Raw genomic sequence first — 18,628 nt, forward strand, 5'->3', positions numbered from 1 at the left:
CGGGTCGCGGAGCGGATGGGTCCCTTTCGGAAAAGTTTCACGGAAACCGAGAGGGCAGCTGCTTCGGGTGGGTCAGGATTGCCAGCCGTACACGTGCCCGCCCTCCCGGCTCAGGTAGGAGACCACCGCTCCGGGGACCGCGAGCGCACGCGGCCGGGGACCGTCGCTCAGGCGGAGGGAGCTCTCCCAGCGCTCGACCTGTCCGGTCAGCACACCCGTGCCGGCGGTCGGCTCACCGAACCCGGGGTCGGTGGCCCGGAAGTCCGCGGCGGTGAGCACGAGGGCACCCCGCTTCTGCGCTTCCCGGGCGTCCAGGGCCGCCTGGGCCACCCCGCCGGTGAGGCCCACCGTGCTGCCCTCGGTGGCCCCGGAGTTCTTGGTGGGCCGGATCGACGCGGGAAGGCGGACCGTTCCGACGACCTCTCCGGAGGAGTCCCGCCGTTCGACGACGAGGTCGGAGTCCTCCTCCCGGTCCGGGCTCCGGTCGAGTTCGGCGGTGACCGCACCCTCGGTGTCGGCTTGGACGACCCCAGTGAACCGAGCGTTGTCCTCGTTGGTGAGCACGTCCGAGCCGTCCCGCGCGTCCAGGATGACGGACCCCTCGTCCAGCATGTTCGCCACCACGACGACCGGTGCGGCCCCGGGGTTCAGGACCGGGCCGCCGTCGCTGAGGTAGACGCGTTGGCCGTAGGCCCCGTCGGAGGCGTCCCAGGTGCGGTGCCACCGCTCCTCACCGGTGCGCAGGTCCAGGGCGACCAGGTGGGTGACGAACCGCTCGTCGGAGGAGTTGACCAGGTCACGGGCCTCCCACTCGCTCTCGAAGTCGCCCATGTCGGCGCACCGGTAGGAGACCAGGACCTGGTCGCCCCGCACCAGCAGATTGCTCCCCCCGGTCCCGGAGTCGAGTCGCAGCTCGACGGTGCCGCACACCATGCCGTCCTCGACCTCGTCCCGGCCACCGGGAACCGGGAACGACCACAGGCGGTCGGAGTCGCCGGTCGCGCTCACGCCCAGTTCCATGTCACCGAAACGTTCACCGGCCGCGAGCACGAACCCGGGCAGCAGGCGCTCGGTGTCGTCGCTCGAACCGAGGGAGTCCGCCTCGAACTCCTCCTCGATCCGCCCCGTGGACGTGTCGAGCAGGACCACCACGCCGCCGCGCAGGTGGTCACCCCCTTCGTTCCAGCCAACGGCGGTCTCGTTCGACCGCAGGACCACCTGGGCGCGGTCCGACCCCGGGTGCAGGGTCACCTGGACGTCACCGCCCGGGCGCCGGTAGCTCCACAGCTCCTCTCCCGTCCCGCCGTCCAGGCCGACCACGCCGTCGGAGACCGCGACGACCGGTCCGAGGGGCCCGCGTTCGACATGCCGCACGGAGACTCCCTCGGGCGGCCGCCACTCCCAGCCCAGTCGCGTGACCGAGTCGGGGTAGGGGGCCGCGTCCGGAACCTGGCCCAGGGAGGTGTGCCTGGTGGGCACGTACTCGGACAGGGCCCGCGCCGCGGGGTCGGCGAGCAGGGAGAGCGCGACACCGATCACGAACGGGGCCAACCACCAGCGCCGGGCGCGGGTTCCGGTCCGGGGCCAGCGGTGGGAGGCCAGCAGAAGGATCAGGCCGAACAGCAGCGGAAGAGCGGTTCCCCACAGAGCCACGTCGTCGGACCGGACGCCGTACCGCTTGTCGAACAGCTCGGCGGTGAACACGAAGGAGGTCTGCGGCAGGTTGGTCCAGAGGGTGAACTGGAGGAGCGCCAGCACGGAGAACAGGAGTGCGAAGAACCCGGGGGTGACCAGCCCGTCCGGGTCGGGGGCGGGCTCGCGCAGATTCCGGCGGACGAGGGCGTAGACCACCACCGCAGCCAGGAAGAGCGGGAACTGCCAGACTCCGCGTCCCTCCTCGGGGAGCAGCAGCGCCCAACCGAAGTCGTCGCCCTCCACCCGCCGGAGCACGAGGAACGCGGCCAGGAACGATCCCACGACCAGGCCGAACCCGACCCAGCCCACCACCTCCCAGACGCGGTCGGCCCGTCTTGCGGGAGTGGAACCGGCCCCCGTCTCGGCGGAGGGCTTCGGGGTGGAGGTGGTGCTCACGCGTACTTCCCACGGGTGTGCGGCGGAGGAGGGGGCGCGCCGGACGTCGCGCGGCCCGGCGGGGTCGACGCCCCGGCTCCGTGCGGGGCACCGGGCCGAGCGTCGTTCGCCACGGCCGACCGTCGCGCGCACGACAACCTAGCAGTGGCGGCTCGGGCCCGGGCTGGCACCCCGGGGGTGTGGGAGGGGCCGGGGTTCAGCGGTCCGCGGGAGCGGCGGGCCGGGGCTCCAGCCCGAGACCGGCCCGGAGCGCGTCGCACTCCTCCTGGCAGGTCGCGTCGGCGCTCACCACGTCCACCTCACCGCCCCTGGCCCAGCGGGCGAGCTGGTCGGTCCACTCCGCACGCGGCATGGACACGACGTCGACGAGCTCGGCACCGTCGCCGACCTCACCGGGCGCGCCGTCGGTGAGCACGGTGACCCTGCGGTCGGGGTGGAGTTCGGCGAGGTCCTCGGTGATCGGCTGTTCGGAGTGCAGGACCACGACGTGGATCGGGTCGGGGGTCTCGGTGGTGGACATGGGTGCCCTTCCTGTGGGGGGAACGCCCATGGACGTACTCTCCGTGGCCCCCTCCGAAACGTCTTCCCCAGGGCCGGAACCGGCCACACAGGGGCGAACTCGGACAGTGACGAGAATCCCACCCCCAGCCGAGTAGGACAGGCTAACCTCAGAGTGGACCCATACGGGTGACAGCGGCGACCGGGCCGCGGCACCCGGGGGCGACGGCCCTTCCCCAGTCGTCATCCCCGGGTTCCGCCCCGCCCGCGCTGACGCCGGTCCGGAGGGGACGAAGCGCGCCTGATCGACATCTCACCCCCAAAGGGTCAGGCTGGCCCCATGCCGTTCCTCCCTCGACTCCACCGCATCGACCGACGCGTGTACGACCGGGTGACGCGAGTGGGCGTCCCCGCCCTCGACAGCCACACGCCGAAGTTCGTCCAGAGCACCGACAACATGGCTCCCTGGGTCCTGGTCTCGGCCACCCTCGCGGTCACCGGCGGGCCTCGCCTGCGCCGCACCGCGCTGCGGGCGATCGTCGCCGCCGGGCTGGCCAACGCCGGGGCCACCGCGATCAAGTACCTGGCGCGCCGCCCCCGACCGGACAGTTCGGGAGTGCCGGCCGCCCGCGTCCCCTACCGCACCTACACCAGCTCGTCGTTCCCGTCCGGACACACCGCGGCAGCGGCGGGCTACGCGGGCGGCGTGATCTCCGACGCCCCCGCTCCGCTGTCCGCCCTGGTGTCGGTGATCGCGGGCGCGGTCGCCTTCTCCCGTGTGCACAGCGGGGTCCACTATCCCGGCGACGTCCTCGGCGGGGTCGCGGTCGGCGCCGCCTCCGCGCTGCTCGCCCGGGCGCTGCTCCCGCCGCGCCCCGAACTCGTCTTCGGCGCGGACACCGTTCCCGCGGGCGAGGCCGACACGGACCCGGAGGGCGCGGGCGTGACCGTGGTCGTCAACCCGCGCGGCGGGGACACCGGGGTGCCCTCACTGACCACCGCCGACACCACCACCCGGGTCGCGCGCCAGCTGCCCCGCGCCCGCATCGTGCCGCTGTCCGCCGACGACGACGTCGCCGCCGTGATGGACGAGGCGGCCCGCGACAGCGCCGTCCTGGCCGTGGCCGGGGGTGACGGCACGGTGAACGCCGGGGCCGTCGCGGCCCTGAGGCACGACCGGCCGCTCCTGGTACTGCCGGACGGCACCCTGAACAACTTCGCGCGCACCCTGGGCCTGACCTCGGTGGAGACCGCGTTGCGCGCCTACTCCGGGGCCCGGCTGGGGCGGGTGGACGTCGGAGAGGTGAACGGGCGCGTCTTCCTCAACACGTCGTCGTTCGGGTCCTACCCGCGCATGGTGGAGCGCCGGGACCGGTGGGCCGAACGGATCGGCAAGTGGCCCGCGTTCGCACTCGCCCTCTGGCGCGACCTGCGGGAGGTGCGCCCCACCCCCGCTCTGGTGGACGGCCGACCCGTGAAGGTCTGGTGGGCGTTCGTGGGCAACTGCCGGTACCGGACCCACGCCCGGGTGCCGGGGCTGCGCGAACGCCTGGACGACGGGCGCCTGGACGTGCGGGTACTGTGCGCGCGGTCACCGTTCCCCCGGCTCCGGGCCGTGGCGGACGTGTTGTTCGCGCGTACCGCGTCGGGGGCCGGTTACTCGGAGCGCCTGACCGGCTCGCTGACCCTGGCGATCCCGGACGAGCCCCGCCTGCTCGCCGTGGACGGCGAGGTCGTGGAGGGTGCGCCGGAGGTGGTCTTCCGCAAGCGACCGGCAGCGCTGCGGGTGTTCGTGCCGCTGGTCGGCGGCTGACGGGGCCGCTGCCGGGCTCTCAGCCCGCCAACCCCCGCACGAGGGAGCCGAGGTCCCGCCAGGTCTGTTCGGTGTCGGGGCCGCGCTGGTGCGGGGCGGCGAACCAGTCCACGAACTCCACGACGTCCTGGAGGTCCCACCGCAGTCGGTACAGGGCCAGGAGCCCGGGGTCGGGCCGGTAGCCGGTGGCCTCGGTGTAGCGGGTGAGCTCGTCGGGGTCGTCGGTGACCAGCCACAGGTCGCGTTCGGGGGAGGCCAGCCCCACCGTGTCCCAGTCCACGAGGAGCGGTCCGGCCGAACGCCACAGGAGGTTGCCCGGGTGGGGTTCGCCGTGCGTGGTGACCTTCCGGGTGGGGGTGACCCGGGCCGCGCGTCGGCCGAACTCGTCCAGGCGCGCCCCCAGCAGAGCCCCGTGTTCGGCCAGGAGTTCGGCGGTCGGCGCGGAGAAGGGCCCGTGGTCACCGATAGCGCCGGGGTCCGCGGCGAGCTCCGCCAGCCGGTCGGCGCCCTCCAGGGTCGGCGGCGTGGCCCGCAGGCCGCTCGGCGGGGTACGCCGGTGCAGGCGGGCGAGGGTGTCCAGGACCCGCCCGCGCTGGTCGGCGGTGAGTTCCTGCCCGAAGTCGCCGGGAGTGCCCTGTGTGTGCGGGAAGACGCTGAGGGCGTAGCGGTCGCCGATCCGCACGGCCGTGGCCCCCTCCCCCGAGCGCAGCGGCGCGACGACGAAACCGAGGCCGTGTCCGTCGTGCAGGTCCGCGGCGGCGTCCATGGCCCGTCGCAGGTTCCGCAGGACGGTGTCGGCGTCCCCGCCGAGAAAGGGTTTGTGTTCGAGGTCGGCCAGCGTGAGGAACCAGCGCCGACCCGAGGTGTCGGTGGCGCTCCAGTGGTGGTCGCCGAACCCCAGGGGTAGGTGCGCCAGCGCCTCCGTGTGGATGCCCCAGTCCGCCAGCGCGTCCCGGAGGTGGTGTTCGTCGACGTTCGCGGGCCTGTCCAACATGGCGGCGACGCTAACACGCGAGGCCGCCGACCGGCACGGGGTTTTTGGGTACGGTGCCCCGGCCGACCGGCACAGGGCACCGGGGTTCACTCGGTCTCGGCCACTCTGAGGAACCGCGCGAGGGCCTCACCGTCCCCGTCGATCCTGAGGGTGTCGGTCCCGATGCGCCGCCACAGCGCCAGCAGCAGGTCGGAGGCGGTGCCCTCCACCGTGGTGTCGGCCCGGTGCGCGCCGTGGGCGAGCCGCCAGTGCTGGCCGGTGTGGTCCACCGTCCACGACAGGTCGGCGTCGGTGCAGGTCAGCACGACCACGCCGACCGGGCCGACCGGCTCGCGGGGCAGGTCCAGGGCCTCGGCCAGTCCGAGGAAGTAGGCGAGGAACTCGTCCACGCCGTCGACGGCGACGTCGACGGGCAGCGCGGCCGGGCCGCCGATCGCGCGGAGCGCGTCCCAGGCGTGCACCGCCGTCTCCTGGGCCATGCGCCTGTGGATGAACCCGCCGTCCTGACGCGCGGACCAGGTCCAGCGCGGTGCCTCGGGGTCCAGCGCGGTGAGGACGGTGAGTGTCTCGGCCAACCCCTCCCGGTACCAGTCCAGGAGCGTGTCCTCGTCGGGGCGCTCCGGCTGGACGTACCCGTCATCGGGGTCCTGGATCTCGCCCGAGGCGATCGACCGCCAGAAGTGGTGCGTCTCGCCGACGTGCCAGACCAGGTCGGCGACGTTCCACTCGGGGCAGGTGGGAACGTGCGCGTTGAAGCGGCCCTCAGCGGCGTCGGCGAGCAGGGTACCGCTCTCGCGGAGGACGGTGAGGTATCGAGGGGTGTCCATGACGGGGACGCTAGCACCCGGTGACGACAACGGCGGGACCGGGAACCTCGGCGGCGGGGCGGGCGCGGTCGGGTTCGAAGACGCACCGTTGGGCCGTCTCCTTCCGCCCCTGCCGGGCGAGGCCGCGCGCTACGCTGCCCGCGACGGACCGGGGGCGGCCCCGGCCCGCTGACGACGGGAGGAAGGCCATGGGACAGACCGCGCGGACCGGGCCGGAGGCCGGGGCCCTGACCGAGGTCGTCGACGGCGTGTACGCGTGGGTGCAGCCCGACGGCACCTGGTGGGTGAACAACGCGGGCGCCGTCACCGGCGAGGACGGGCTCCTGGTGGTGGACACCTGCGCCACCGAGACCCGCACCCGACGGTTCCTGGGGGCCCTGGCCGCCGCCACGGCGGGCACTCCCCCGCGCTGGGCGGTCAACACCCACCAGCACGGCGACCACACCTACGGCAACAGCCTCCTGCCCGACTCCACCGTCCTCATCGGCCAGACCGGAATGCGCGCGGCACTCGACGCCGACCCCCTCTTCGAGAACCCTCCGCCGGTGTGGGAGCCCGCGCCCGACTGGGGCGGGGTCACCCGCAGGCTCCCCTCCGTCACCTTCGACCGGGAACTCACCCTCCACCTGGGCGGCCGCCGGGTCGACCTCCGCCACCCGGGGTACGCCGCGCACACCGTCGGGGACGTGGTGGCCTGGCTGCCGGAGGAACGGGTCCTGTTCACCGGCGACCTGCTCTTCCACGGGCTCACCCCACTCCTGCTCATGGGGTCGCTCGACGGGGCCCTGCGCTCCTTGGACTGGGTGCGGTCCTTCGCGCCGGACCACGTCGTGCCCGGTCACGGACCCGTTGTGGGCGGGAGCGGACTCGACGCGGTGCTGGCCGAGCACGAGCGGTACTACCGGTTCGTCCTCGACACCGCGAAGAGGGCCGTACGTGAGGGCCGTACGCCCCTGGAGGCCGCGTACGCCGCCGACCTCGGCGAGTTCGGCGCGTGGGCCGACCCGGAGCGGATCGTGATGAACCTGCACCGGGCGCGGGCGGACCTGATCGGGGAACCCCTGGACCTCGACCTGGCGCTGGGCGACGCCGTCGAGTGGAACGGCGGCCCGATGCCCACCTCGGTCTGAGGCCGGTCGGGGGCGGGAGCCCCGACTGTCGGTGCCCGCGGCTACCTTCGTGCCCGTCGACACCGCCTCCCCACCGAACCGTCGAAGGGCCAGCCATGACCAGCACCCGCACCTACCTGGAACTCTCGGAAGAGGGTGCCGGCGCGCACAAGTTCTACGAGGTCACCCTGGACGGCACCGACGTCACCATCCGCTACGGGCGGATCGGGGAGACCGGGCAGACGCGTACCGCCAGCCACTCCACCCTCGCCAAGGCCCGGGCCACCGCCGCGAGGAAGATCGCCGAGAAGCGGCGCAAGGGATACGAGACCGCCGTCGCCGGGGTTCGCCAACGGCGCTCGGTGACCCGCCGGAGCATGGTCAGCCAGCGGTCCACCGCCAATCTCGCACCCGTGCTGTGGCGGTTCCGGTCGGGCGGCCCCGCCTACGGCGTCTTCGTCGACGACGAGCGCTGCTGGGTCGGCAACGAGCGCGGAGACGTGTACACCCTGACCCACCGGGGGGAGGTCACCGCCCGGTACGGGCTCCCCGACGGCGTCAAGTGCATCGTGGCCGACGACTTCTGGATCTACGCCGGGTGCGACGACGGCCGGGTCTACGACCTGGGCGCGAAGATCCCGCACGTCGCGTACGAGATCTCCGACGACGTCGACATCTTCTGGCTGGACATCCACGACGGCGTCCTCGGGGTCTCCGACGAGGCCGGGAAGATCACCGTGATCGACCACGAGGACGAGTTCCAGTGGTCGCGGCGCAGCGCGGGCCGGCACGCGTGGATGGTGCGCCACGACGACGCCGGCGTCTACCACGGGCACTCGTACGGCGTCACCATGTACGACGCGGGCAGCGGGGACGAACGCTGGTCGGTGCGGACCAGCGGCTCGGTGCTGTTCGGCTGGCAGGAGGGCGAGGAGCTGTTCGCCGCCACCAACCGGCACACCGTGGACCGCGTCGGCAAGGACGGCACGCTCCGGTCCACGTACCGCTGTGACGGCGCGGTCTTCTCGTGCGCGGCCTCCCCGGACGGCCGGTACGTGTTCGCGGGCGACAACCACTCCTCCGTCTACTGCTTCGACCGCGGCGGGCGCCGCCTGTGGAAGCTCGCGACCGGCTGCGGTTCGGCCTACTCGATGCAGTTCCACCAGGACCGGCTGTACATCGTCACCACCGACGGGTCGCTGGCCTGCGTCGACGCCTCCGAGGCCGCCATCCTCGCCGCGGAGGCGGGGAGCGTCCCCGAGCCGGTGTGCGTCAAGGCTCCGTCGTGGGACGCGGTCACCCCGGCGACCGAGCTGGAGACCGTGCGGACGAGCGATCTCCCCGACGTCGGCGGCGTCGTGGTGGAGTGCGTGGACGAGGGCGGTCGACTCCGGGTCCGGGTGGTCTCCGACGGCTTCGACCGCTCCCTGCGGGTGCAGTTCCCCAAGGACATCCGCCGCGCGGGCGCCCGTTACGTCGTCAACGAGGTCCTCACCTCGGGCAGCGGCGGCTTCTACCGTGTCAGGGGCGACATCCGCCGCCTGGACTGAGCGCCGGAGCCCGTCGGGCCTCGGCCGCGCCCCTCACGGGGGTGACCGCGGCGGCTCACTCCGGTGCGGTGACCCTGATCTTCGACTGCCCGTGCGGGCGCTCCTCCCAGTCCTCCATGAAGCGGGCCCGCAGTCCGTGCGCCTCGGCGAGCGCGACGAGGGTGCCCGTGCGGTAGTAGAAGTCCTCGCGCAGCACGTGGTGCTCGGCGCCCTCGGTGCGGTCGAAGGTGAAGTCGAAGAACCCCCCGGGGGCGAGCACCCGGCGCACGTGGCCCAGGCACTCGTCGATGACCTCCAGCGGGGAGTGCGAGAAGACGCTGTGCGCGTGGACGACGTCGAAGGCGCCCTCGGGGAGGAAGTCGAAGGTGAGGTCCTGGGTGAGGGTCAGGTGCGGCAGCTTGTGCTGGAGCCCGCGTTCGGCCAGGACCCTCTTGCCCGCGATGAGGATGTCCGGGGAGATGTCGATGCCGTAGTAGCCCCCGGTGTCCAGGTAGTCGATGAACCGCCACCCCGCCCTGAGGTTGCCGCAGCCGATGTCGAGCATCCGGTGGCTGGGCTTCAGGCCGTGTTCGACGAGGTAGTCGAACTGCATCTCGCCGAGGGCGAGCCAGCGTTCCTCGTTGCGGCTGCCGACCGCCGCCCGGGGGTCGCGCGCGGCGTCGGAGGCCATGACCGCGCGGTAGTAGGAGACGTGGTCCCGGTGGGTGAGGCGCAGACGCAGGTCACGCGCGGACCGCAGGACGTGGGGTGCGATGCGGCCGGGATGGCGCAACGCGTAGCGCAACCGGTGGACCAGGGATGAGCGGTCCGTGTTGAGGGGGTCTGTGCTCTGCTTCGGCATCGGTCGCCCGTGCTTCCGTCGGTGGGTCTCACACTGAAGGTGGCATCCCATCACGGGTGGACCGATTCGCCAAGGGGGCTGCGCCGGTGAACCGCGGCCACCTTCGGCCACCGGAGCGGGCGGGGCCGCGCCGTCGGCGGGGTCCTCGCCCCGGGGGCCGCCTCGTCTTTGTCGTCGGTGAAATCACCGCAAAATAACGCCAAGTATCGCCATGTGGACCTTTCGCGACCTTTGTCGGTGTTTCGCTGATGCGAGTACGGCAGTCAGGCACCGGAACGAACGCGGAGACGGGGGCACGATGGTGAACGACAGCGTGGAGCTACGCCACGCCAGGGCCCGGGGCGCACGGAGCGGATGGGTCCCCCTGGGGGTGACGGCCGCGGTGATCGTGGTCCTGACCGGAGGGTGGGCCCTGGTGAACGCGGGCCTGCCTTCGTCCGAGGCGGTGCCCCCGGGCCAGTCCGTGGCCCTGGGCTCCGGAGAGGGCTACGGGGCCTCGCTGACCTTCGACGAGGGCTGGGAGCTCGACACCGGCTCCAGCACGCACGGCCAGCAGTTCCTCTTCGCCAAGGGCCCGGTCAACCTGCAGGTGAGCTTCGTGGAACCGACCGAACGGGTCGACGCCCCCGAACTCTGGAACGGCCTGCGCGAGATGGTCCGGGTCGGCGACGCATCGGCCACCCTCGGGGAACCCCGGCCGATCACCTCCGAGGCGGGCGCGGAGGGGCTGACGGGAGACCTGAGCATCGGGGAGCACACCGGTGTCGCGTCGGTGTTCCCCTCACCGAACGGAGGCTTCGCAGTGGAGACCCAGGCCATCGGCGCCGAGGCCACCACACAGGACATCACCGAGGCGGAGCGGGTCGTCCGGACGATCCGGTTCGACCGGGACACCGGGGGGACCACATGAGCCACGCACGACCCGAACGCGACGTCCCGTCCACCACCGGCGGACGGGTACCGAACCCGCGCGGCTCCGACCAGGGGCACGAGGGCACCGAACGCGGCCCCGTGCCGCGGGCGACACGGCCCCCCGCGCGTCGCCCGCCCGCACTCGTGGCCGCCGTGGCCCTGGGTGTGCTGTGTGCGGGCGGGCTCCTCTACACCATGACGAACTTCTTCGGCGTGATGTGGGTCTTTCCGGCCGAGACGCTGGCGGCCGCCGTCGTGCTGGGGGTGACCGGGCTGGTCGGATTCTGGATACTGCGCCGTATCCGCCCCGTCCGCGCCCCGAGCGCGCTGTTCTCCGTGTTGGCCGTGCTGTGGGGGCTGACGGCCGCGATCGGCCTGTCCCTGTTCGCCAACTCCCAGCTGATGTCGGTGTGGTCGCGGTTGGGTGGCGTCGAGTTCGGTTCCGCGTGGGGCGCCGCGCTGACCGCCCCCCTCAACGAGGAGCTGCTCAAGACCGCCGGAGTGGTGCTCATCGCCGTGATGGCGCCGCGTGTCGTGCGCGGGCCCGTCGACGGCTTCGTGATGGGGGCGCTGGTGGGTCTGGGGTTCCAGCTCGTCGAGGACTTCACCTACGCCCTCAACTCGATCATGATGCAGGGTGCCACGGACGGTGTGGCCTCGGTGCTCCAGACCCTGTTCGTGCGGGTGGGCCTGACCGGACTGGGTTCGCACTGGGCGATGTCGGCGATCGCGGGCACCGCTGTCGGTCTCCTGGCCGCCGCGTCCTGGCGCCCCGACGGGCGAAGGGCCGTCGGGGCGCTGCTGTTGTTCCTGTTGGCGGTGGGGGTCCACTGGTTCTTCGACGCCCCGCTGCTGATGGGCATCCTCGGTGTGCTCGTGAAGACGATGGCGGTGTTCCTGAGCGCGCTGGCCGTGTACTTCGTGGCCCGGCACGCCTACCGGCGACGGGTCCGCCAGTCCCTGTCCGACCAGGGGGAGGAACTGGGAATGCGCCGGTCGGCGGCGGCGTCGCTGTCCAACCGGCGCGTGCGCCACGGCGCCGTGGGCCGGGTTCCGGCCCCGGAGCGGCCGGCCCTCCGCGAGCGGCAGGACCGGATGGTGGCGACGGCCGAGGACCACGCCTCGCGGTACCGGGGCTGAGGCGGGGCCGGGAGAGCGCCCGGGGCGTGATCCACCGCCACGGGCGCTCCTCCGTTCCCGGCGGGCTGGCATCATCGGCCCATGCCCGAAATCACGGAGATCGTCGTCCGCCCGGCCGCCCCCGAGGACCTGCCCGCCGTGGCCGAGCTGCGCTGGTTCTGGGAGAGGGAGAACCGCGGGGAACCGGAGCCGCCGCTGTCGGACTTCGCCGCCCGGTTCGCCGACTGGGCCGCGCTCCACCGGGGCACCCACCACTGTTTCGTGGCCGTCGCGGACGGCGCGGTCGTCGGCATGGCGTGGCTGGCCGTCACCCCGCGCGTTCCGCAGCCGCGCGCGTTCGACCGGGCCTCGGGCGACGTGCAGTGCGTCTACGTGCGCCCCGAGCTGCGCGACCTCGGACTGGGTGGTCGGCTGATCCTCGCGGTGCTGGGGCTGGCCCGCGAACACGGGCTGGAGCGGGTGAGCGTGCACTCCAGCGACCGTGCCGTCCCCGCCTACGCGCGGCACGGTTTCGCCGTCTCGCCCGTTCTCCTGCAAGCCGATCTCAGAAAGAACACCAATACCACTGGTCACTGAATTCACGGCGGTCGTTTTCCCGAACCACCCGCCCAGGTTCCCCGGGGTTCCATTCCGCGAAAAGTGGGAACATCCCCTCTCCCAGGCCGAAAGCCCGTCCGCACGGGACACACGGGCCGACGGGAAGGACCAGGAAAGGGAAGCCTCCCTCCCCCGGAGCCGCGTTGACCAGCAAAGAAATCGGCGCCACGAACTCCGCCGGAAGAATACTCGTGTTCCATTCCCCGCTGCCGGGGAGCAGTTGTACCACCTCCCTGGCCAACGTGGCCTGGAACATCGCCAGCACCGGTCGGAGCGTCCTGCTCGTCGACTTCAACCTGCGCTCCCCCGAACTACGCGAGTACTTCTCCCCCTTGTTCGGGCTACGCGGCGGACGTCCCCAGGGGCTGGTCGACATGATCACCGGGGTCATCGAGGGCTGCCACGTCCCGGGGGCCGATCCCGCCGGGGTGTGCGCCCGCGGCGCCGACCTCGGCGACCAGATCGAGCGCCTGAGCCGCTGGCCGGTCATCCCCGGGGTCCCCGAGGGGGAGATCGGTTATCTGGGTCCGGGCACCGACCACGCGGCCCGGCTCACCCGGCTGGACACCATCCACGGTTCCGGGTTCGCCCGAGGCGGCCTGTCCACGCTCTTCCTGCGCGCGCTGCGCTCCGCTCTGGAAGACAGCGGCTACGACCACGTCCTGGTCGACACCGCGCCCGGCGACGGGCTGCTGGGCCGCCGGTGCGCGGCCGTCCTGGCCGACCAGGTCGCCCTCTGCCTGACCCTGGGCACCACCGCGATCCACAGGTCCGCCCGGATCGCGGCCGATCTGCGCGCCGAGGCCCCGCACGTGCCGGTCCGGCCGGTGCTGACCCGCGTCGACCTGGAGCTTCCCAACCTGGACGAGCTCCGCGACCGGGTGTACGCGACGTTCGCCCCCTGGGTCGAGGCCGACCAGGACGACCCCTGGCGCTACTGGGGGCGGGTCGAGATCCCCTACAAGGCGAGGATCGCCGAACGCCTCACGCTGGCGGCGTTCCTCGAGCGCACCTGGATGCCCAGCTCCCTGTTCCACGCCTACGAGAGGCTCACCTCCGTCCTCACCGGCGGCGAGGTGCCCCGGGGCCGACACCTCACCCAGGAGCAGAGCGAGCAGGTGAGGCTGGTCTTCGAACAGATCAGGCACGGGGCGGTCGCCTCGGTGGTGCTGCTGGCCGACTCACGGGATCGGTCGTGGGCGGACTGGGTGCAACCCCAGCTGGAGTGGGTCGGTATCCGGGTGCACCGGCCCCGCCCGGACCGGGGCTCGCCCCTGCCCGATACCGGTGGTCAGGGCATCATCATGGCGCTGGTCTCGGACCACCTGCACGGGTCACCCGCGTTCGCGCTCCTGAACCGGCTCCTGGAGGCCCCGCAGGGGCGGGGCGGCAACGGCGCGCACCGGGTGCTGGGCGTGACCATCGGCGAGGGGACCCCGCCCCCCGACTTCCCGGACGCCGAGTGGATCAACCTGCGCATCCGTGAGGAGGACGACGCGCGGGGCGCGCTGCTCGCCCGCTTCGACCCCAGGTTTCCCAGCCACCGGTCGCGCGGGCCCGGCCAGGGCCCGAGCTATCCGGGCGCGCCCAACCCGGAGCTGATCAGCAACGCTCCGCACGGCAACCAGAACTTCAGCGGCAGGGAGGGCTTCCTGGAGCGCCTGCGCGACCTCCTCGGCCAGGGCATGGAGGACAAGCCACCTGTGGTGCTGGTGGGGATGCAGGGCAGCGGGAAGTCGGAGATCGTCCGCGAGTTCGTCCGGCGCTTCCGCAGCGACTACGACCTGATCTGGTGGATACGCGCCGACCGCCCGGAGAAGGTCGAGGCCTCCCTCTCCGAGCTGGCGGCGACCGTGGCCGAACGGTTCCCGGACCACCGCTCCCCCGGCGCCGAGCCCGTGCTCGCCGCGCTCCGGGCCGGTCGACCGCTCAACCGCTGGCTCCTGGTGTACGACAACGCGGGCCCGCCGGGCGGGTTGGACGCGCTCATCCCGCACGACCACGGACACGTGATCATCACCTCCTACCATCGGGAGTGGGAGGCCTACGGCCACCGTCGCTGCCTGCACGTCGGCCCCTTCAGCGAGGGCGAGGTGGCGGAGCTCTTCCGGGACCGTCTCCCGGAGGTCGGCGCGGAGGACGCGCTGGCACTGTCCCGGAGGTTGGGCCACCTGCCCGCCCAGCTGCACCGCGCCCTGGAGTGGCTGAACTCGGGGCAGCGGCTGGACGGCGCCGCCGAGGCGGTGGCGGAGTACGCGCGGCTGCTCGACGAGCGCGAACCCTCGGTGGTGCGGGGAGCGGGGTCGTTCGAGGAGCGGTTGAGCAGTTCGCTGGCGCTGGACGAGCTGGAGCAATACCACCCCGCGAGCCTGTGCCTGATCCGGTTGGCCGCGTACCTGTCCCCCGACGGCTTCCCCGAGGACCTGCTGCGCTCCCCGCGCGCGGTCAGCGAGTACGGCGAGGCCGACCCCGCGTACCGTGCGGGGCGGGTCAACTTCAACCACGTCCACTTCCAGCTCACCCGGGTCCTGCTGATGGACTTCGACCGCCAGTTGCGGATGTTCTCGGTGCATCCCGCGGTCCAGGAGGTGGTGCGCGACCGCATCCCGGCCGGGGAGCGGGCCCGGGTGCGCGAGTCGGTGTGCCAGGTGCTGGCCTCCTACGCCCCGCACGACGAGGAGGCCGACGACCCCCGCCACGACCGCCGGTACCAGAACCTGCGCTGGCAGATCATCCCGTCCGGAGCCCATCGGAGCCGGGACGACGAGGTCCGCCGCTGGTTGGTCAACCAGGTGCGCTACCACCACCGCAAGGGCGAGCTGGAGGCGGCGCTGGAGCTGGGTTCCCCGCTGCTGCGTCACTGGACCGACGCCTTCGGCGAACGCGACCGTCTGCGGCTGCACCTGGCCACCCAGCTGGCCAACGTCCACCGATCGCGCGGAGAGCACCGCGAGGCCGGTGCGCTCAACGGCCGCACCCTCGAACTCCAACGCGAGGTCCTGGGCGAGCGGCATCCGTTCACCCTGCTCACCCGGCGGGGCATGGGCGCCGACCTGCGGGCGCTGGGCCGGTTCCGGTCCGCGCTCGACCACGACCGGGAGACCTACTCGGCCTATCTGGCCGGGCGCGGGCCGCATCACCAGCACACCCTGCTGGCGGAGCACAACCTGGCGCTGTCGTTGTCGGCGGCCGGCGACTACCCGCAGGCGCTGAGTGTCGGAGAGGGTGCGCACCGGGTCACCCGGGAGGTCCTGGGCCAGGGCCACCCCTACACCTGGATACTGTCCTCGGCCGCGGCGACCTACCGCCGCCGGACGGGCGAGTACGTGATGGCGCACCGGCAGATCCAGCAGGCGGCGCGGATGCTGAGCCGCACCATCGGCGAGCTGTCCTCGCACACACTGCACGCCCTCAAGGAACTGGCCGCGAACGAGCGGCTGGTGGGCGACCCCGGACAGGCGCTGGAGCGTATCCGACGGACCCACGAGCGGCACCGTCGCGAGTACGGCGGGGAGCACCCCCGCAGCCTGGCGATGGGGCTGGAGCTGGCCGCGTGCCTGGCCGCCCGCGAACGCCACGACCTAGCCCGAACACAGGCTTTGACCTGTACGGAAGGCTACGCGGAAGTGTTCGGTGAGGACCATCCCTTCACCCTCGTGGCCCGGGCCAACCTGGCCGCCTACGCGTGCCGTTCGGGGCACGTCCGTGAGGCCGAGGTCCAGGCCCGGCGGGCGCAGGAGGGACTGACCGCCGACCCCCAGGTGGGAGCGGGGCACCCGCTCGCGTTGGGAGCGGCGGTGAACCTGGCCAACGCGCTGGTGGCCAAGGGGGAGATCGCGGAGGCGGTGGCTCTGGACGTGCGCACCCAGGAGGAGCTGCACCGGGTGTGTGGAACTCACCATCCGCACTACGAGCTGGCCTACGCCAACTACCTCAACAGCACCGCCCGGCACATGGGCGACTCGGTGAGCGAACGCGGGCACGTCGACCTGGAGGTGCCGGAGATCTGAGCGCGGTCGGCGGTGACGGTGGCGTCGCGGGAGCGACCGGGAGGGGAGGTCCAGGGTGGAGACGGCCGGGGTGGAGACGACCGGGGCACCGGGTACGGGAGCGGACGGTGTCAGCGCCTTCTTCACGAGCTACGGCGGGCGCAGGGCCGACCGCGAACACGTGCTGCGCTTCCACGCCGATCTGGAGGGCATGGTCCGGCTGCACACCGACGACCACGCCTTCGGCGCGACCGGACCGACCCTGGAGCCGGGCGGGGGCTGGCGGGCCGAACTCCACCGGCACTGCGCCACCACGCGCACCCTGGTGGTCCTGTTGAGCGAGACCCACCTGAACAGCGCCTGGTGCGCGCGGGAGTGGTGGATCGTGGAGGAGCGGGTGCGGCGCTTCCGGAGCGGCGGGGGACCTCCGCACCACATCCTGCCCCTGGTCTGGCAGCCGCTCACCGGTCCGCTTCCCCGGGCCGTGCGAGAACGCCAACGCCTGGACTGGGTGGGGGTGGCCGGACACGCGGACGCCGGAGTGCTGGAGTTGATGCTCACCGACACGGCCGCCTACCGGGCCCTGTGCTACCGGATCGGCGCCCTGGTGGCCCGCTCGGCGGCGGTCGCCCTGCCCGCCCTCCCGGAGGCGCTCGCCCGGCGTGCCGTTCCGGCCTGGGACGCGGCCGCGCGCAGGGCGGGCGGCGACCCGGACGGGGTGGACGCGGAGGCGGGCGCCCCGGAGCGCGTCCGCGGGGTCGAGACGAGCGCGGACCGCGTGGCCGAAGCGGGCGGCGGTCTCCCGCGCGGCGCCGTCGGCGAACGGGCCGTCCGCGTCCTGCTCACGGTCGCGGCGCTGGACGATCCCGCCTGCTGGGAGGCCTTCCTGAGCAGGCTCGGAGAACTCCGCAGGGACCGGGCGCTCAATCCCCGGTACTGGTCACTCACCCAACCCGCCCCCGAACGCCTCGACCACCTCGTGTCCCACCTGCGCGCCCAGCACCCCGACCCCCACGCCCTCGCCTGGCTCGCCCGGGCGGTGGCCGACACCGCCGGTGCCTCCGACGCGGCCCACGCCCTGCTCGCCCTCCTCCCCCGGGACGGGTCCGCGCCGGAGGACACCCCGACCGACCTCACCGCACCGTGATGGAGCCCCCGTGAAGAACGCACCCCCTCCGGCGAGGCGGCCCAGGATCGCCGTCGTCGGCAGCGTCGACGCCTCCCGCGAGTACGAGCCGGCCCTGAGCGCCACCGACCAGGTGGGCGCCGCGTGTCACGAACTCGGCCGCGAACTGGCGCTGGCCGGTTACGATCTCGTGGTCTTCGCCGACGACGAACACTACGTGGAGACCCTGGTGGCGCGCGGGTACGCGGCGGCCGCCGCCCCGGACGCGCGCATCATCGCCCACCCGCCCCGGCACCAGGACTACGCGCCCGACCTGCCGGAGGGGTCGCGGGTGCGTGTGACCACCGTCCGCGACACCGGCGCGGAGTGGGAGGTGCCGTACTACCGGACGCTGTTCGAGGTGGACGGGATCGTCCTGGCCGGTGGCGGCCGTTCCACCCGGGTGACCGGGGTCGTGGCGCTGGCCCACGGTATTCCGGTCGTGCCGCTGGCCGCGTTCGGCGGTGCCGCCCGCCAGGTGTGGGTGTACCTGGACGGCTCCGGTGAGTACGTCGACCGCGAGGACGTCCGGGCCCTGGGAGAGTCGTGGTCGCCGGGCTCGGCGCGGCGGATCACGGCGGTGCTGCGCGGGCAGATGGAGCGCCGTGCCGAGCGGCGGCGTGCACGCGAGCGGGCCCGGAGGTGGGGACGCCTGCGCGAGTCGGCCGGGTTGGTGGGCGCGATCCTGCTGCTGCTCGCCGCCCTGGCCTCGATCGTGCTGGCCGGGGGACCGGGCCCGGCCGACCCGGTCGGCCTGAGCCTGCTGTTGGCCGGTCCCATGTGCGCGGCGGTCTCGGGGGCCCTGATCCGTGACTCGTTCGGTCCGGCTCCCTCCGCGCTCCGCGCCTGCGCCCGCGGTCTGGGCGCCGGTGCGGTGTCGGTGCTGCTGTACGTGGCGGCCCAGCTGTTGACCGTCCCGGAGCTGTTGGCGGAACTGGACGCCCGGCGGCTGCTGTTCTTCGTGGTGCCGGTGGGGTTCACGGCGGGGTTCACCTTCGACCTCGTCTTCGAGCGTCTGCGCAGCCCCGCCGGGCCCCAGGTGGCTCCCGCGCCGACCCAGAGCACTCGCGCCTGAACGGTGTCGTCGCAGTTCGGAGGGGGT

Annotated in this window: 15 protein-coding genes; 10 read left to right on the forward strand and 5 right to left on the reverse strand. The window is 73.0% G+C overall.

Going from position 1 to position 18,628, the window contains the following annotated elements:
* Positions 1–72 precede the first annotated feature (72 nt).
* A complete protein-coding gene (locus ABZ635_RS06300) occupies positions 73–2,091 on the reverse strand; it encodes a hypothetical protein (RefSeq protein WP_357759771.1) in 2,019 nt (672 codons plus the stop codon).
* A 196-nt stretch (positions 2,092–2,287) separates the two neighbouring features.
* Positions 2,288–2,611: a hypothetical protein gene (locus ABZ635_RS06305; protein WP_357759774.1), complete on the reverse strand. Its 324-nt coding sequence runs from the start codon at positions 2,609–2,611 to the stop codon at positions 2,288–2,290.
* 318 nt (positions 2,612–2,929) lie between these two features.
* Here ABZ635_RS06305 and ABZ635_RS06310 point away from each other — a divergent pair, with 318 nt between their 5' ends.
* On the forward strand, positions 2,930–4,402 hold the full coding sequence (locus ABZ635_RS06310) for a phosphatase PAP2 family protein (RefSeq protein WP_357759777.1): 1,473 nt from the start codon (positions 2,930–2,932) through the stop codon (positions 4,400–4,402).
* Positions 4,403–4,421: 19 nt separating this feature from the next.
* Here the strand turns inward: ABZ635_RS06310 and ABZ635_RS06315 are convergent, their stop codons facing one another.
* Together ABZ635_RS06315 and ABZ635_RS06320 are read right to left on the reverse strand one after the other, a co-directional pair.
* Complete coding sequence (locus ABZ635_RS06315; RefSeq protein ID WP_357759779.1) at positions 4,422–5,396, reverse strand: phosphotransferase; 975 nt, start codon at positions 5,394–5,396, stop codon at positions 4,422–4,424.
* A gap of 86 nt (positions 5,397–5,482) precedes the next feature.
* A complete protein-coding gene (locus tag ABZ635_RS06320) occupies positions 5,483–6,223 on the reverse strand; it encodes a maleylpyruvate isomerase family mycothiol-dependent enzyme (protein ID WP_357759782.1) in 741 nt (246 codons plus the stop codon).
* Here ABZ635_RS06320 and ABZ635_RS06325 point away from each other — a divergent pair.
* The 3 genes from ABZ635_RS06325 (at position 6,222) to ABZ635_RS06335 (ending at position 8,882) form a co-directional block, all read left to right on the forward strand.
* Positions 6,222–6,395, forward strand: coding sequence for a hypothetical protein (locus ABZ635_RS06325; RefSeq protein ID WP_357759785.1), 174 nt, complete (start codon positions 6,222–6,224; stop codon positions 6,393–6,395). The genes ABZ635_RS06320 and ABZ635_RS06325 overlap by 2 nt on opposite strands.
* A gap of 16 nt (positions 6,396–6,411) precedes the next feature.
* On the forward strand, positions 6,412–7,353 hold the full coding sequence (locus ABZ635_RS06330) for an MBL fold metallo-hydrolase (protein WP_357759788.1): 942 nt from the start codon (positions 6,412–6,414) through the stop codon (positions 7,351–7,353).
* Between the two features lie 95 nt (positions 7,354–7,448).
* On the forward strand, positions 7,449–8,882 hold the full coding sequence (locus tag ABZ635_RS06335) for a WGR domain-containing protein (RefSeq protein WP_357759791.1): 1,434 nt from the start codon (positions 7,449–7,451) through the stop codon (positions 8,880–8,882).
* Positions 8,883–8,937: 55 nt separating this feature from the next.
* On the opposite strand, the gene ABZ635_RS06340 is transcribed toward ABZ635_RS06335, so the two are convergent.
* The gene (locus tag ABZ635_RS06340; RefSeq protein WP_357759793.1) at positions 8,938–9,723 is read right to left on the reverse strand and encodes a class I SAM-dependent methyltransferase; all 786 of its coding nucleotides are present in this window, start codon (positions 9,721–9,723) and stop codon (positions 8,938–8,940) included.
* A gap of 298 nt (positions 9,724–10,021) precedes the next feature.
* Here ABZ635_RS06340 and ABZ635_RS06345 point away from each other — a divergent pair, with 298 nt between their 5' ends.
* The 6 genes from ABZ635_RS06345 to ABZ635_RS06370 all read left to right on the forward strand — a co-directional run bounded on the left by ABZ635_RS06345 (position 10,022) and on the right by ABZ635_RS06370 (position 18,601).
* Positions 10,022–10,633 carry a hypothetical protein gene (locus ABZ635_RS06345; RefSeq protein WP_357759796.1) on the forward strand — a complete coding sequence of 204 codons (612 nt, stop codon included), beginning with the start codon at positions 10,022–10,024 and terminating at the stop codon, positions 10,631–10,633.
* A complete protein-coding gene (locus ABZ635_RS06350; RefSeq protein WP_357759799.1) occupies positions 10,630–11,775 on the forward strand; it encodes a PrsW family intramembrane metalloprotease in 1,146 nt (381 codons plus the stop codon). The genes ABZ635_RS06345 and ABZ635_RS06350 overlap by 4 nt, the downstream gene beginning before the upstream one ends.
* Before the next feature lie 81 nt (positions 11,776–11,856).
* On the forward strand, positions 11,857–12,351 hold the full coding sequence (locus tag ABZ635_RS06355; RefSeq protein ID WP_357759801.1) for a GNAT family N-acetyltransferase: 495 nt from the start codon (positions 11,857–11,859) through the stop codon (positions 12,349–12,351).
* Positions 12,352–12,515: 164 nt separating this feature from the next.
* Positions 12,516–16,382, forward strand: coding sequence for an FxSxx-COOH system tetratricopeptide repeat protein (gene fxsT / locus ABZ635_RS06360; protein WP_357759805.1), 3,867 nt, complete (start codon positions 12,516–12,518; stop codon positions 16,380–16,382).
* Between the two features lie 55 nt (positions 16,383–16,437).
* Positions 16,438–17,508: a TIR domain-containing protein gene (locus ABZ635_RS06365; RefSeq protein ID WP_357759808.1), complete on the forward strand. Its 1,071-nt coding sequence runs from the start codon at positions 16,438–16,440 to the stop codon at positions 17,506–17,508.
* A 10-nt stretch (positions 17,509–17,518) separates the two neighbouring features.
* Positions 17,519–18,601, forward strand: a complete 1,083-nt coding sequence (locus ABZ635_RS06370) for a hypothetical protein (protein WP_357759810.1) — start codon at positions 17,519–17,521, stop codon at positions 18,599–18,601.
* The last annotated feature ends 27 nt before the right edge of the window (positions 18,602–18,628 follow it).

It is taken from the genome of Nocardiopsis sp. NPDC007018, from assembly GCF_040635075.1.
Lineage (GTDB): Bacteria > Actinomycetota > Actinomycetes > Streptosporangiales > Streptosporangiaceae > Nocardiopsis.